This window comes from Spirillospora sp. NPDC127506 (genome assembly GCF_040302145.1).
In the GTDB taxonomy this organism is placed as follows: Bacteria; Actinomycetota; Actinomycetes; order Streptosporangiales; family Streptosporangiaceae; genus Spirillospora.
Map to the genome: position 1 here is coordinate 22,165 of NZ_JBEORG010000022.1, position 13,801 is coordinate 35,965.

11 protein-coding genes and 1 pseudogene are annotated in these 13,801 nt (G+C 73.7%); 3 read left to right on the forward strand and 9 right to left on the reverse strand.

Annotation, left to right across the window (positions count from 1 at the left end; genetic code table 11):
- Nucleotides 1-12 precede the first annotated feature (12 nt).
- From ABTW95_RS21140 to ABTW95_RS21155, 4 genes are all read right to left on the reverse strand, one after another.
- Nucleotides 13-981, reverse strand: coding sequence for a 1-acyl-sn-glycerol-3-phosphate acyltransferase (locus tag ABTW95_RS21140; RefSeq protein WP_500227159.1), 969 nt, complete (start codon nt 979-981; stop codon nt 13-15).
- A gap of 1 nt (nt 982) precedes the next feature.
- Nucleotides 983-1,828 carry a patatin-like phospholipase family protein gene (locus ABTW95_RS21145; protein ID WP_500227160.1) on the reverse strand — a complete coding sequence of 282 codons (846 nt, stop codon included), beginning with the start codon at nt 1,826-1,828 and terminating at the stop codon, nt 983-985.
- Between the two features lie 116 nt (nt 1,829-1,944).
- The gene (locus ABTW95_RS21150) at nt 1,945-3,873 is read right to left on the reverse strand and encodes a glycoside hydrolase family 3 protein (protein WP_500227161.1); all 1,929 of its coding nucleotides are present in this window, start codon (nt 3,871-3,873) and stop codon (nt 1,945-1,947) included.
- A gap of 463 nt (nt 3,874-4,336) precedes the next feature.
- The gene (locus tag ABTW95_RS21155) at nt 4,337-5,374 is read right to left on the reverse strand and encodes a DUF2382 domain-containing protein (RefSeq protein ID WP_500227162.1); all 1,038 of its coding nucleotides are present in this window, start codon (nt 5,372-5,374) and stop codon (nt 4,337-4,339) included.
- Nucleotides 5,375-5,733: 359 nt separating this feature from the next.
- Here ABTW95_RS21155 and ABTW95_RS21160 point away from each other — a divergent pair, with 359 nt between their 5' ends.
- Nucleotides 5,734-6,723: a matrixin family metalloprotease gene (locus ABTW95_RS21160; protein WP_500227163.1), complete on the forward strand. Its 990-nt coding sequence runs from the start codon at nt 5,734-5,736 to the stop codon at nt 6,721-6,723.
- A 41-nt stretch (nt 6,724-6,764) separates the two neighbouring features.
- On the opposite strand, the gene ABTW95_RS21165 is transcribed toward ABTW95_RS21160, so the two are convergent.
- The 3 genes from ABTW95_RS21165 to ABTW95_RS21175 all read right to left on the reverse strand — a co-directional run bounded on the left by ABTW95_RS21165 (nt 6,765) and on the right by ABTW95_RS21175 (nt 9,472).
- Complete coding sequence (locus ABTW95_RS21165) at nt 6,765-7,328, reverse strand: class E sortase (RefSeq protein ID WP_396445533.1); 564 nt, start codon at nt 7,326-7,328, stop codon at nt 6,765-6,767.
- Between the two features lie 116 nt (nt 7,329-7,444).
- Nucleotides 7,445-8,443, reverse strand: a complete 999-nt coding sequence (locus ABTW95_RS21170) for a chaplin family protein (RefSeq protein ID WP_500227164.1) — start codon at nt 8,441-8,443, stop codon at nt 7,445-7,447.
- A gap of 192 nt (nt 8,444-8,635) precedes the next feature.
- Nucleotides 8,636-9,472, reverse strand: coding sequence for a hypothetical protein (locus ABTW95_RS21175; RefSeq protein WP_500227165.1), 837 nt, complete (start codon nt 9,470-9,472; stop codon nt 8,636-8,638).
- Nucleotides 9,473-9,759: 287 nt separating this feature from the next.
- On the opposite strand from ABTW95_RS21175, the gene ABTW95_RS21180 reads away from it, so the two are divergent.
- On the forward strand, nt 9,760-10,014 hold the full coding sequence (locus ABTW95_RS21180; protein WP_396445530.1) for a hypothetical protein: 255 nt from the start codon (nt 9,760-9,762) through the stop codon (nt 10,012-10,014).
- A 203-nt stretch (nt 10,015-10,217) separates the two neighbouring features.
- Here ABTW95_RS21180 and ABTW95_RS21185 read toward each other — a convergent pair whose 3' ends face one another.
- Nucleotides 10,218-11,477 carry an FAD-dependent oxidoreductase gene (locus tag ABTW95_RS21185; RefSeq protein ID WP_500227166.1) on the reverse strand — a complete coding sequence of 420 codons (1,260 nt, stop codon included), beginning with the start codon at nt 11,475-11,477 and terminating at the stop codon, nt 10,218-10,220.
- 28 nt (nt 11,478-11,505) lie between these two features.
- Entirely contained in the window at nt 11,506-12,753 is a 1,248-nt protein-coding gene (locus tag ABTW95_RS21190) for a carboxylate--amine ligase (RefSeq protein WP_396445528.1), read from the reverse strand.
- Nucleotides 12,754-13,412: 659 nt separating this feature from the next.
- Here ABTW95_RS21190 and ABTW95_RS21195 point away from each other — a divergent pair.
- Nucleotides 13,413-13,619: pseudogene (locus ABTW95_RS21195) on the forward strand (glycosyl hydrolase); the annotation flags it as partial.
- Nucleotides 13,620-13,801: the final 182 nt, after the last annotated feature.

Sequence of the window (13,801 nt, forward strand, 5' to 3'; positions counted from 1 at the left end):
GCGTCCATGATGTCACCCGGACACCGGCGCCCGGTTCGCACTGATCCAGGCGTCGGCGCGCTCCCACTGCCGGTAGAGCCAGTCGACGCGGGCGTCCCGCCCGTCCGGGACGTCCTCGGCGGGGATCCGCCACCACTGGGCCTGGACGGGGCTCGTGAGCGGGATCCGCCGCCAGATGTCCCCGGCCGTGGCCATGTGGTCGAGGCCGCAGTGCGCGACGAACACCACGTCGGCGGACGGCGCGGCGTCGAGCGCGGCGAGCACGCCGCCGGGGCGCGGCGGCATCAGGTTGCGCATCGCGGCGGCGCGGGCCGCCTCGGCGTCGCGCCGCAGCCGCGTCAGCCGCCGGATGGCGCGGCGGCGGCGCTCCGGGGAGAAGTTGCCGCCCTCCGGGAAGATCAGCAGCGCGTCGCGGGGGCCGAGGCCGGCGGCGAGCCGGCCGATGTCGTCGGCCGCGCCGCCGCCGGGCGCGACGAACGCGTTCGGCAGCCGGTTCGCGGCGATGTCGATGCAGGGGTCGAGCTGGAGCTGCGCCTTCATCACGACGCGGGGCCGCCGCCGGTAGCCGGTCAGCAGGTGGTGGACGAGGATGAGCGCGTCGCCGGGCCCGGCGTGCCGGCTGAGGACGATCAGCGGCCGGTCGCCGGGCGCCGCCTCCCCGCCCCCGGTGACCTCCACGCGCAGCCCGAGCCGCCGCTGCGCGGAACCGTACAGGCCGGCGACGTAGCGGCGGATCACGTCGTAGTGCCGGTCGTCGCGGGCGCGGCGGAGAATCCACAGCCGGCCGCACTCCAGCACCGCGGCGGACTCGAGCGTCCCCCAGGTGAGCGCGAACCACAGCAGCCGGCGGGCGCGCCGGCGGTCGCGTCCGATCGCGGACGTCACCGCGAACGCGACCGGGAACACCACGACGACCAGCAGTGTGAGGGCGAACAGCAGCGGCGTGAACAACAGGCGGCGGACGACGGGGGGAGGCAGCATTTCACGCTCGCTCTTTGAGGTACTCCAAGGATGCCCTGTGGGCGCGTTCTATGTGAGCCTGGATTCCGGACATGTTCCTGTAGCGCATCTGGGCGAGGTCGACGCCGGCCTTCTGCGGCTTCGCGCCCGCCGGCAGGACGTGGACGGTGAGGCCGTCCGGGAGGGCCGCCATCTCCTCGAAGAACCGGTGCCGGCGCGCGATCTCGAACGCGACCATGCCGACCTCCCAGGGGCGGCGCGGCGGCGGCAGGTCGCGCTCGATGCGGCCGACGTGCAGGACGTAGACGGTGGTCGCGCCGAGCATCACCGCGCGCCCGACCGGGATGCTGTGCACGAGCCCGCCGTCGAAGTAGTGCCGGTCCCCGACCCGCACGGGCGGCAGCAGCCCCGGCACGGCGGACGAGGCCAGCACCGCCGGCACCAGCGGCCCGGACGTGAACCAGTGCGCCATCGCAGTCTCGATGCCGGCGGCGACGCACTGGAACGGGACGGCCATCTCCTCGAACGTCCGGACGGGGAGCAGCTCGTCCAGCAGGCGGCGCAGCGGCTCGTTCGAGTGCAGGTGGGTGCCGGACCGGGCGAGCGTCCACAGCCGCGCCCACATCCGCGCGCCGAACACCTCGCGGGTGGCGTCGTCCGACCACAGGCTGGTCAGGCGCTCGACGGCGGTGTCCGGGTCCGCCGCGACGAACGCGCCGTTCAGCGCCCCGATGGACGTGCCGACGACGAGGTCGGGCCGGACACCGGTCTCCGCGAGCGCCCGCAGCATGCCGACCTCGTGCGCGCCGAGCACGCCCCCGCCGCCGAGCACGAACGCGGTCCTCGGCTCCCGGTCCACACCGTCCACGGGGGCAGCCTCTCCCGAACAGACCGCCATAAACGGGGCGGCATGAACACGGCGGCAAGGAGAGGGCCGGCCGCCCCAAGGGGTGGGAGGCGGCCGGCCCGCGGCGGGAACGCCGATCAGTGGTGGTGGCGGCCCTTCGTGCTGAGGCCGTAGCCGTACGGGAACAGCGGCTTGTAGCCGCGGTCGCCGATGTTGATCGGCTCCTGGCCCTCGCTGCGCGGCCACGTCACCGGAAGGCGGCCGGTGAAGGGGCGCTTGCCGAACAGGACGTCCGCGACGCCCGCGCCCTCGCTGCCCGGCAGCCAGGACATGACGAACGCGTCCATCTCCGGCAGCTGGTCGGTGACGATCTGCGGGCGCCCCGCGACGTCGAGGACGACGCAGGTCCGGATCGCACCGCACACCTTGTCGATGTTGGCCTTGTCCTCGTCCGACAGGTTCAGCGTGTGCCCGTTGCCCACGTCGCCGACGCCCTCCGCGTACGGGGTCTCGCCGACGACGACGATGCCGACGTCACTGCCGGACATCGGCGCCGACGCGTCCGCGCTGTAGGTGACGTGGGACGAGTTCTGCTTGATGCCGTCCAGGATCGTCGTGCCCGGGATGATGTCGCCGGACGACCCCTGCCACGTGACCGTCCAGCCGCCCGCCTGGTTGCCGATGTCGTCGGCGTTGACGCCCGCCACGTAGATCCGCTCGTTCTTGCGCAGCGGCAGCGCGTTCCGCGAGTTCTTCAGCAGCACCTGCGACTTCGCGACGGCCTCCCGCGCCACCGCGCGGTGCTGCGGCGAGCCGATCGTCTTGGCGAGGCTGCGGTCGGTGTAGGGGTGCTCGAACAGGCCGAGCTCGAACTTCGCCGTCAGGATGCGGCGGACGGCGTCGTCGATGCGCGACATCTTCACGCGCCCCGCCTTCACCTCGGCGATCAGCGTCTGCACGAACTGCGGAGCGCTGTAGGGCTCCATGAACATGTCCATGCCGGCGTTGACCGACGTGCGCACCTGCGTGGCGTAGTCGCCGGGGATCTGCTGGATGGCGGCCCAGTCGCTGATGAGGAACCCGTCGAACCCGATCTTCTTCTTGAGGACGTCGGTGAGCAGCTCCTTGTGCGCGCTCATCTTGACCGGGTTGCCGACGCCGTCCTCCTTCCAGTCGACGCTGGAGAACGACGGCATGATGCTGCCGACGCCGTACTTGCGCACCGCGGTGACGTAGGGCGGCAGGTCGATCTTCTCGAACGTCCTGCGGTCGGTGACGGTGACGCCCTGGTCGATCGTGTACGTGCCGCTGGTGGACGAGCCGAACACCGTGTCGCCGTCGCCGGCGAAGTGCTTCGCCGTCGCGAGGACGTGCCGGTTCGTCGCCATGTCCCGCTTGTGCCGGCCCTGGAAGCCCTCGATGCCGACGGCCATCTCGCTCACGAGCCGCGGGTCCTCGCCGTAGCTCTCGTACGTCCGGCCCCAGCGCACGTCGCGGCTGACGCAGACGCACGGCGCGAACACCCACTGCGGGCCGGTCGCCTTCGTCTCGATCGCGGTGATCTCCTCTTCCCGCTTGACGAGGCCGGGGTCGCGGGTCGCGCCCATCCCGATGTTGTGCGGGAAGATCGTCGCGCCGACGAGGTTGTTGTGGCCGTGCACCGAGTCGATCCCGTAGAGCAGCGGGATCTTCAGCCGGGTGGCGAGCGCCTTGGACTGGTAGGCGTCCACCATGTCCGCCCAGCCGCCGGGGGTGTTGTCGGCGGGCACCGAACCGCCGCCCGAGAGCACCGAGCCCAGGGCCAGCGTGGTGATCTGGTCCCGGTCGCCGTCGACGGCGCCGCGCTCGGCCTGGGTCATCTGGCCGACCTTCTCCTCCAGCGTCATCCTGCCGAGCAGGTCGCCGACCCGCTTGGCGACGGGGAGCCGGGCGTTGAGATAGGCCGGCGGCCCGCCGGCCACCGCGGGCTGCACCGCGATGGCGGACGGGACGGCGGCGATGGTCGCGAGCGCGACCAGTGATCGCCCGATCCGGGTGGCGATGACACGTCTTTGGGGGTGTCGCAAAGTCGTCCCTCCTGGGTCGCTCCGAGGACGCCCGCGCGGCCCGGGTCCGGACCGCGCGCGGCCGGGCGCGGAGGTCGTGGCTCGCCCGGACGGCCACGACCTCCGCGCTCGGCGGCGTCGTCACCCAGGAACCTCCCCCGGCCCCGCACCGGGTGTCAACGAGCCCGCCCGACCCGCACCGGAGGCTTGTGAAAAGTGGGAAAGAGGGCTTGACGGGTACTAAATTCACACGTTGAATCATGCATCGAATAAAGCCGGTGAGACGGGTGGGGCCAGTGTCGCCGCCGCCCTCCCGGTGCTGCCTGCCCGGCGCCCGCGGCGCCGCCCCGCCCGCCGCCGTGGCCACGTCCGGCCACGCGAGCGCCCGGGCGGCCGGCGGGTGAAACGGCCGTCCCGGGCGCTCGCCATCCGGTGTGGCGTGTTCTCAGGACCGAAGTCGTCGTCCCTGCGGCGGGACGGGGGCTCACGTGGACGGGCGGCCGGGCTCGCCGCGGCCGTCCCCCCGCACGTCGCCGTCGCGCGTCACCTCGATGCGCTCCTTGCGCAGCTCGCCGCGCACCGTCTGCTCGTCCTGCACCTGCTCGGTGCGCACGTGGATCCGCTCGACGGGGACGGTCTCCTTGGCGATGACCGGGCGCTCCTCGTAGAGGATGATCTCGTGCTCGTCCTCGGAGATGTGGACCTTCGGGTCCGGCTCGCCGCCGGTGATCGGCTCGCGGTCGATCCTGATCTCCTCGTGCGAGACGGGGATCGTGCGCTCCACCATCTCCGTGTCGACGTACTTGTGCACCCGGACGCGGCCGGCCTCGTGCCGCTCGGTGCCGATCCGCATCTGCTCCTCGGAGCGGGTGATCTCGGTCATCGGGGCCTCGGCGCCCTCGCGCGCCGACTGCGGCGGCATCGTCGGCCCGCCGCGCGCCGCCCGGTCCGGGCGGACGGCCATACCGGGGGCGCTGCCCGCGGCCCCGGCGGTCCCCGCGGTGCCGGCGGTCCCCGCGGCGGCCGGGCCGGTCCCGGTGCCGCCGGCCGTGCCCGCGGCCTCGCCCTCAGCGGTCCTGCCCTCGCCGGTCCTGTCCTCGCCGGCCTTGCCCTCGCCGCGCTCCCCGGCCGTCCGGGCCGCGTCCCGTTTCGCGTCCTGCTCCCCGCCCCGCTTCTCGGTCTGCTCGTCGCCCTGGCGGCGGCCGCCCGGAGGGCGCACGCCGTAGTGGCGGTACAGCCCGACGATCTGGGCGTGCGACAGGTGCTCGTCCGCGTCGACGTTCGGAGCGCCCTTGATGGTCTCCTTGTCGTACGGGACCTGCAGCACGTCCTGGTTCTTCCGCGAACCGGACAGCGGGACGAAGCTCTCCCGCATCCCGAACCATCCGGTGTGCACGGTCACCCATTCCGGCTCACCGGAGTCGTCGTTGAGGTAGACCTGCTTGATCGTGCCGACCTTGGTGCCGTGGGTGTCGGTCACGCTCATGCCCATGAGCTCCCGCACCTGTGTCTGCGTCTGCACGTTGAACACCTCTGCTTCCGTGAACGCTGCCGGACGGGGGGCGGGGAGAGATGGGTCCTGTGCCCGCCTCGCGGCGCGGCAACGGTGTTCTGATTGATCCCGAGTTGCCGGATTACCCGCTGTTTTTCCGTATCGAGACGCAATAAACGCGTTTGCTCGATTATGGGGGATGATTTACCCGATACTTACGGCGTTCTCCGGGCGCCTCGCCAGCCATTTCACGACAAATGCTCACCGGCACGTTCACCCGCGCATTTCCGGGAAGCGGAGATGGTGATCATTTTAGAAAGCGCCGGTTTCCCTTTCCCGGGCCCGCGAAAGACTGCCAAAGGACGTTCCCGCACATCGGAGAAACTGCAATGGGCGACTTTCCACGGGCGGCCGTGCGAGCGGGGGCCGCGGCGGCCGCCGCGGCGCTCGCGGGCGCCGCGTTCACCGGCACGGCGGCGGCCTCGGTACGGCGCGCGCCCGCGTGGTGCGGGCCCGGCGGGACGCTCTCCGCCCGCGCGATGCCGCAGCGGGTGAAGATCGCCGACTGCGACCTGCGCGGCCGGACGGTGCGCGGCGCGAACGGGCTCGCGGCGGTCGTCCCGTCCGACGGGACCTCGGTGGTCGCGCACGCGCTGCGCACCGACGGCGGCGCCGAGCTGAGCATCCGGGTGGACGAGCGGGCCGGCGTGGTCACGATCGACGGGCGCGGCGGGCGGGTGCCGCAGGGCCGGCCGCGCGGCTTCCGGGCGCCGGCCGCGGCCTGCGCGGACGGCGCGTACCGCGCCGAGCCGAGCAGATGGCCGAAGGGGACCGCCGTCCGATGGCGCTACTATGCGGGGAACGCCGGGCTGCCCCAGGCCCCCGTCACCGCGGGAATCGCCAACATGGCCGGCGCCCGCACCGACTGCGCCGACGGCGGCCGCTTCACCCCGCCGCCGGACATCGCCGAAGAGTACGCCGGGCGGGCGAGCCGGCCCCCGAACGTGACCGGCGCCGCCGGCTGCGGGATCAGGGACGGCGTCAACACGTTCGGCTGGCACGCGATGCCGGACGCCGACACCGACGTCCTCGCCGCGACCTGCACCTGGTTCGACGGCCCGGCGACGGTCGAGACGGACATGGCGCTGCAGGCGCAGGGCAGGCGATGGTGGACGGGCGGGTCGTGCCCGGCCGGCGGCTACTCCGCCGAAGGCGTCGCGACGCACGAGGCGGGCCACGTCCTCGGCCTGGGGCACGTCGAGGGCATCGAGCACGAGAACCTCACGATGGCGCCGACCATCGCGTCCTGCGACAGCGGCCCCGCCACCCTCGGCAAGGGCGACTACGACGGGCTGGTCGCCCTCTACGGCGGACGCTGAAACGGCGCGGAGCCGCACCGCGCCGTTCCAGCGTCCCGGGGTCAGCGCCTCGGCTGGAGCTTGCCGACGACGACGAGGCGGCGCCGGTCGGAGCCCTTCGGGGTGCAGGTGACGAGCGTGATGTACCGGCCGTCCGGCGCGCTGCGGCGCTTGAACGGCACCGGCTCCAGGGCCCGCCGGTCGCGCGGCTTGATGACGCGCTTGGTCCGCACCTTGTACACGTAGGTCCTGCGGCCCCAGCGCAGGACGATCCGGTCGCCGCGGCGCATCAGGTCCAGCTTGTTGAACGGGTGCAGCCACGTCGTCCGGTGGCCGAGCAGCACCGTGTTGCCGTCCCGGGTCGGCACGCCCGTGCCGGGGTAGTGGCCGACGGCCCGCCGCAGGACCGCCTGGCCGACCCCCTCCCGGACGTCCGCCTTCAGGTGCATCCGCTTGATCCGGATCTGCCCGATCAGCGCGCCGTGCTCCGCGCGCGCCGGAGCCGCCGCCCCGGCCGCCGGGGCCGCCGCCGGCACCGCGGGCGCGGCCGTCGCCCGCGGCACGCCGAGCACGGGCACGGCGCAGAACGCGGCGGCGGCCGCCGCGAGGGCCTTTCGGTCGAGCATGCTGGTCTCCCCCTGGAGTTCGCACGGCGTGGGAAGGCGTGGGAAGGGGCGGCACGTCTACCGCCCCCTCTCCTCGGTCTCGCCGGCCGCGGATCGTCACCCGGGCCGGCGCGCGATCAGCTCAGGACCGGCGAGCCGATCCGGACGGGCGCCCCGCCGCTGTTCGGCAGCTGCGGGCCGAGCCGGCCGGTCTGCGCGTCCACCCCGGGCACCTTGACGGCCTGCTGCACCCTCTTCAGCAGGTCCCCGACGATGGGCAGCCCGTCGGCGCTGCGGTAGTTCACGCCCGTGCCCGCCACGCGGCGGCCGTCGGCCCGCAGGGTCGAGGGCAGCTTCTTGTGCTTGGCGGCCGGGCGGTGCTTGGACGGCTTGTACGGCTTCTTGTGCTTGACCGGCGGGGTCCGCAGCGTGGGCGGCATCTCGTGGTCCTCGCCGTCCCCGACGGACGCACCGCCCTTGCACTGCGCCTGCGCGAGGCCGAGCACCGCGACGGCGTTGCCGCACACCTCGACCGGGACGCTGATCGGGATGTACAGCTGGTTGCCGTTGGCGATGCCGAAGTTGCCCGACGACCGCATGTGCACCTTGCGGTCGGCGGAGGACCGCTTCACCGACGCGCCGCCCTTGCACTGCGCCTGCGCGAGGCCGAGCGCCCCGACGGCGTTGCCGCACACGTCGATCGGGACGCTGATCGGCGCGTACACCTGGTTGCCGTTGGCGATGCCGAAGTTGCCGGACGTCTGCATGTCGACGCCCTTGCCGTCGTCCCAGCCGCCGCCGTCCCAGGCGCCGGCCGTCCGGTAGCCCGGGTCGGCCGCGTAGCCGCCGTGCGAGCGGTGCGACGAGACGCTCGCGCCGCCCTCGCACTGCGCCCCGGCGAGCCCGGCGACGGCGATCGCGTTGCCGCAGACGTCGATCGGGATGCTGATCGGCGCGTAGACCTGGTTGCCGTTCAGCAGCCCGAAGTTGCCGGACGATTCCATGGTCACCTTGCCGTCGTGGCCGCCGCCGAAGGCGGCCGCGCCGGCGGTCCCGGGGCCGAAGGCGGCTCCGATGGCGAGGGCGCCCGCCGCCACCAGGGCGGCGCGGGACGTGCTCTTCACCCACGTACGCATGATGTTGCTCCTGTCTGTTGCATCGGTGGTGATCACTGCGCGGCACCGTCGGGTGGGCGCAGCACTGGCAGCGGCCGGACTTCGGCCGTTGCGCGCGGAGAGGTTCAGCGGGGGCGGCGGCGTGCCTCGGGCACGCGGCCGCGGGAGAGACCGGCCGCTCGAAGGGGCCGGACGGGGACGGTCGGTCCGGGACTAGTCCGGGACGACGGACGGGCCGCCGGGCGCGGCCACGTCGGTCAGCGCGGTGCGCTGGAAGGTGCCCGCGTCCACGGCGGGCGGGGCCGCGGCGGCACGGCCGCCCGGCAGGTCGCCGACCGGCGGGAACGGGTGCCCGCCCGCCGAACCGCCGTGCGGGCCGTCCTGCACGGGCGGCAGCACGGGGGCGTGCGCGGGAGCGCGGTGGTCTCCGGCGCAGCGCGCGCAGCCCGCGGGCTTCCGCTCCGCGGCCGCCTTGGCGGCAGCGGCCGAGGGGCGGGGCGCGGGGACCGCGTCGTCGCGGTCGTGCGCGGCGGAGGCCTTCCCGTCCGGCGCCTCCGCCGGCTCAGCGGCGGCCGGGCGCCCTTCGGACGGCGCCTCGGTCACCCGCTGGACGAGGCCGCGCAGGATAGGCCGCTCGGACCGGACGTCCGGAACCCGGACGTGCGGGACCCGGACGTGCGGGACCCCGGCGGCGTCCGCGAGCTCGCGCACACGGCTGACGGCCCGGTCCTTGTCGCCGAACAGGTCGTGCTGCCGCGACCGGACGTACCGCATCGGGTCGCCGCCGATCTCGCGCACGTCGTCGGCCATCGTGCGCCGGGCGGGCCGGGACGTGAGGTGCCGCAGCGTGGCCGGGCCCCGGTCGCCGGCCTGCACCGCCTGCGGCGGGCGCTCCGCGGCGAACGCGGAGTCGGCCAGCGCGGACAGCGCGACCCACCCCGCGAAGGCGAAGCCGGCGACGGCGAGGAGCCGCAGGAGAACGGGGACGAGGGCACGCCGCGGCCGACCCTGGGGGCGGTTCGCCCCGCGCCGGATCGGTGCGCACTCCACTGCCGGTTCTCCTTGTCGCCGAATTCGTGGTCCGCTAGAACGTAACACCTGAAGGGCCGCCCGCAAGGAGCATCGATTTCTTCACCGGCGTGTCCCCCGATCGTTTACCGCGCCATTAATACGCCTTTTACCGCGCCCGGCTTTCCATTCCGCGGACGTCCGCTTTGCCGTCCTTGAACCATGTGCCGGTACTCGCGGGCGTTCCGGGGAGAAGCATGGCGACCGGTATCGGATGCGCTACAGTCGGTAAGCGGGCGGTCACCGGATCGCCCCATCGAGGAGCTGCCATGCCCGACCCCTCGTCCGCGATCGCCCGCCTCCACCCGCTGCGCCGCCACCGCGCCCCCCGCCGCGAGGCCCACCGCTTCCTCACCCGAGCCGACCTCATGCTGATCGCGCTCTCCAACGTCCCCGCTGCTCAGCGCACCAAGACCCGCCGCGGCCTCTCCGGCGTGTGGACGCTCTACTCGCGCTGGCACTGGTTCCGGGAGACGGCGCGGACCGAACGGGTCCGCCGGCGCGCCCTGCCGCCGGGGTACTAGCGCCGCCCGGGCGTGCTCCGTGCCGTGAGCCGCCCGTCCAGTGGACGATCCTCAACCCCGGAACCGGCGAATTCTCCCGCCATACCGCATTCAGCGGAGGGCACGCCGTCCCAGCGCGACCAGAACCGCCGTGAAATGGGTCCGGGGTGAAATGCACCCGCCTCCAGGAGGGGGCGGTCTCCTGAAGGCGAGTGCGGTGCGGCCTACCGGTGGGACGCGTCCGTTTCCAGGACGCCGGCCAGGTGCGCCGCGGTCGGCCGCGGCCGCGGGATGCGGCGGATGATGTGGTGGGCGATGCGGCCCGCGGCGAAGTCCGCGCCGTGGACGAAGCGCATCACCGGGCCGAAGGTCGGGGCCGCGGCCAGGCCGGCGAAGTAGAGGCCGGGCGTGGACGCCTCGAAGTCGCGGCTGAGGACCGGGGCGCCGAACCGGGTGGCGATGCGGCCGCGCAGGTCCGGGGCGAGCAGGCCGAGCCGGGTCACGTCCGGGACGTACCCGGTGGCCGCGATGACGTGCTCGAACTCGGTGACGAGGCGGCGGCCGCCGCGGTCCACGGTGGTGAGCGCGAGGCCGTCCTCCTGCTCCACGGCCTTCGCCAGCCGGCGGCCCGTCGACACGCGGACCCGCTCGTCCAGCCGGTCGCGCAGCCACCAGGAGCCGGCCGGCGGGAGCGTCTCGCGGACGATCCGGCGGCGGGTCCCCTCCGGCAGGTACCGGACGAGCCCCGGGCGCTCCGCCCACAGCCAGGTGCGGTAGCCGGTGCCGAGGCCGGAGCGGGGGCCGCCGAGCAGCCGGTCGCGCAGGGAGCGGCGCTCCGCGGGGACGGTGTTCCAGTCGATCTCCGGCCGCCGGGCGATGACGTGCGGCCGCGCGCCCGCGTCGGCCAGCAGGACCGCCGTCTCCAGCGCGGACTGCCCGGCGCCGATCACGCCGACCTCCTTGCCCGCGAAGAGGGCGAGGTCGCGGTGGGCGCTGCTGTGCGAGACGAGCCAGGACGGCATGCCGGCCAGCTCGTCCGGGATGTGGGCGAACGGGCCGGCGCCGACCGCGACGACCACGGTCCGCGCCGCGATCGTCTCGCCGGTGGACAGCGTGACCGCGTAGCCGGCGGGGCGGCCCCGCTCGATGTTGACGACCTGCGCGTCCCGGTCGTCCGGGCGCTGCGGGACGGCCTCGGCGGCGAACCAGCGGCCGTACCCGACGAACGTGTCCAGCGGGATCGGCTGCCCGATGCGCCAGCCGGGGTGCAGGTCGGTGAACCTCATCCCCGGCTGCGGCGAGCCCAGGCTGGACGCGAACGGCTCGGACTTGAGGAACATGCCCTCGGGCATGCCGGTCTCCCAGAACCGCATCGGCTCGCCGATGGTGCGGACGTCGAGCCCGACGTTCTGCAGGTGGGCCGCGGTCGACAGGCCGTAGGGCCCGGCGCCGGCGATCACGACGTCGCTGGCCGAGTCGCTCATGTCTCATTCCCCCGTGTGATTGTGGTGTTTACCTGGTGCGCAGCCGCTCGACGGCGCGGAGCGCGCTCCGCCGGCCCATCGCGAGGAAGGGCGGCAGGTCGTCCCCGGCGAACCAGGCGAACTCGTCGGCCTCGCGGAGCGGCCGGAGGGTGTCGCGCAGCGGGCGGAGGGTCCCGCCGCGCAGCAGCCGCCGCCCGGCCGCCTGCTGGACGTAGTGGTTCTCCACCAGCAGGCGGCGGCCGGGCGCCGGGCTCGCGTCCGGGACGCGGCGGCCGGACTGGTGGAGGTGCAGGACGCGGGCGAGGTCGAGCCCGTTCCGGTCGGTGAACAGCCGGAACTGCGCCCCGATCCGCGGGTTGAAGTCGAGCAGGTGGTAGCCGCCGTCCCGGTCGAGGCGGAAGTCGAGGTCGACGAGGCCGCGGCAGCCGAGCAGCCGGACGATCCGGACGGCGAGCCGGTGGAGCTCGTCGTTGCCGACCCACTCCCCGGCGACGGTGTGCCCGGCCTGCGGCGGGTGCGCGAGGTGCTTGCGGCCGGTCCCGCCGAACAGGCAGTCGAGGTTCTCGTCGAAGTAGCCCTGGAAGAACCAGTCGCCGCGGCCCGCCGGGATGCGGCGCTGCAGGATCAGCGGGCCGGCGTCGCCGTCCGGGTCGCGGTGGCGGGTGGCGGCGAACAGCCGGTGCAGTTCGCCGAGGGTGCGGACGACCGTGGTGCTGCGCATCCCGGTGCCGAGCCGCCAGGGCCGCGCCCACTTGGCGATCACCGGCAGGCCGAGGTCCCGCGCGGCCTCGTCGACGTCGGCGGCGGACTCGGGGGTCCGGCTCTCCGGGGAGGTGATGCCGTGCTCCTCGCACGCGTCCCGCAGCCGGCGCTTGTCGGCGACGCCGCGCGGGACGTCCGGCTCCTGGTGCGGGAAGACGAAGCGGGGCCGCAGCGAGTCCGCGTGCTCGGCGACGAAGATCGCGCCGGCGTCGTCCATCGGGACGAGCAGCGTCTCGCGGCCGATGCGCTCGGCGATCGCGCGCAGGTGGCTCAGCAGTTCGGACGGGTAGGCGGTGGGCGGCGCCCACGGATGGCGGCGGTGCAGGTAGCGGGACCGGGCCGCGGGGTTGGCGGGGCCCTCCATGATGGCGTGGACGGGCACGCCGGCGCGGCCGAGGCTGCGGATCGCCGCGAGCGTCCCGTGGTGGAAGTGGTTGCGGTCGGTGCGCAGCAGCAGGACGGGGAGGCCGGCATCCAGGCGCGTCCGGGGCGGGGTGCGGGTGTCGAAGAACATGTGTTCAGGCGTATTCCCAAGGATTGCGGCGCACGACGACCTTCCTCACGTAAATTCTGGGCCTGTTCCGTCCGGACGCCTTTTTCGCGATGGGCGCCCAAGGGCATACGATACGCATGCGAGCTGCGGATATCCATTCAGCGGGACGGCCATTCGGCGGACGGCGGAAAAGGCCCATTCCGTTCTGTCCGCTCCCTCCGCTTCTGGCCGCGTTCGCCATGGTCGTGATGCTCGTCGCGTCGACGATGGCGGCCTGGCCGCGGCCCCAGGCGGCGCACAGGGGGCCGTCATATGTGCCGTTGGGGGCGTTCCTGGGGTCGGGGGCGGAGGGGGTCGCCCGGGTCGCCCGGTTCCAGCGCTGGCTCGGCTCGACGGTGACGGTCGGGCGCACCTACCTGCCGGGCGACGGCTGGCGCGAGATCGAGGGGCCGTGGGGGATGCTCACGCCGTGGGCGCGCTGGAAGGCCGCCGATCCGCGCAGGCTGCTGGTGGTGAACGTGCCGATGATGGCGCCGAACGAGGCGTGGATCCCGGTGCCGGTGCTGCGCTCGCTGCTGCGCGGCGGCGCGTCGGGCGCGTTCGACGTCCACTACCGGATCCTGTCCCGGCGCCTGGTCCGGCTCGGCGCCGGCGACGCGGTGATCGTGCTCGGCTGGGAGATGAACGGGGAGTCCTACGGCGGCCGGTGCGCGCCGGACCCCGCCGCGTGGAAGGCGTACTGGCGGCGCATCGTCGCGACCATGCGCGCGGTGCGCGGCGCGCGTTTCCGTTTTGATTTCGCGCCGACCCGGGGCAGCGACGCGATCCCGTGGACGGAGTGCTATCCGGGTGACGACGCCGTCGACATCATCGGGTCCGACACTTACGACCAACCGCCGGGCAAGACTTTTGACGATTACGTGAACCAGCCGTACGGGCTGCGCGCGCAGGCCGCGTTCGCCGCCGCGCACGGCAAGCCGATCTCGTTCCCGGAATGGGGTTTGTTCCGCAATTCCGACAACCCCGAATATGTCAAGGGAATGCACGACTGGATCATGTCGCACGATGT

Bases quoted from the DNA above. Each gene is read 5' to 3' on its own strand.
- ABTW95_RS21140 (WP_500227159.1), bottom strand. From the start codon at position 981: ATGCTGCCTCCCCCCGTCGTCCGCCGCCTGTTGTTCACGCCGCTGCTG.
- ABTW95_RS21160 (WP_500227163.1), top strand. From the start codon at position 5,734: ATGGGCGACTTTCCACGGGCGGCCGTGCGAGCGGGGGCCGCGGCGGCC.
- ABTW95_RS21165 (WP_396445533.1), bottom strand. From the start codon at position 7,328: ATGCTCGACCGAAAGGCCCTCGCGGCGGCCGCCGCCGCGTTCTGCGCC.
- ABTW95_RS21170 (WP_500227164.1), bottom strand. From the start codon at position 8,443: ATGCGTACGTGGGTGAAGAGCACGTCCCGCGCCGCCCTGGTGGCGGCG.
- ABTW95_RS21180 (WP_396445530.1), top strand. From the start codon at position 9,760: ATGCCCGACCCCTCGTCCGCGATCGCCCGCCTCCACCCGCTGCGCCGC.
- ABTW95_RS21185 (WP_500227166.1), bottom strand. From the start codon at position 11,477: ATGAGCGACTCGGCCAGCGACGTCGTGATCGCCGGCGCCGGGCCCTAC.
- ABTW95_RS21190 (WP_396445528.1), bottom strand. From the start codon at position 12,753: ATGTTCTTCGACACCCGCACCCCGCCCCGGACGCGCCTGGATGCCGGC.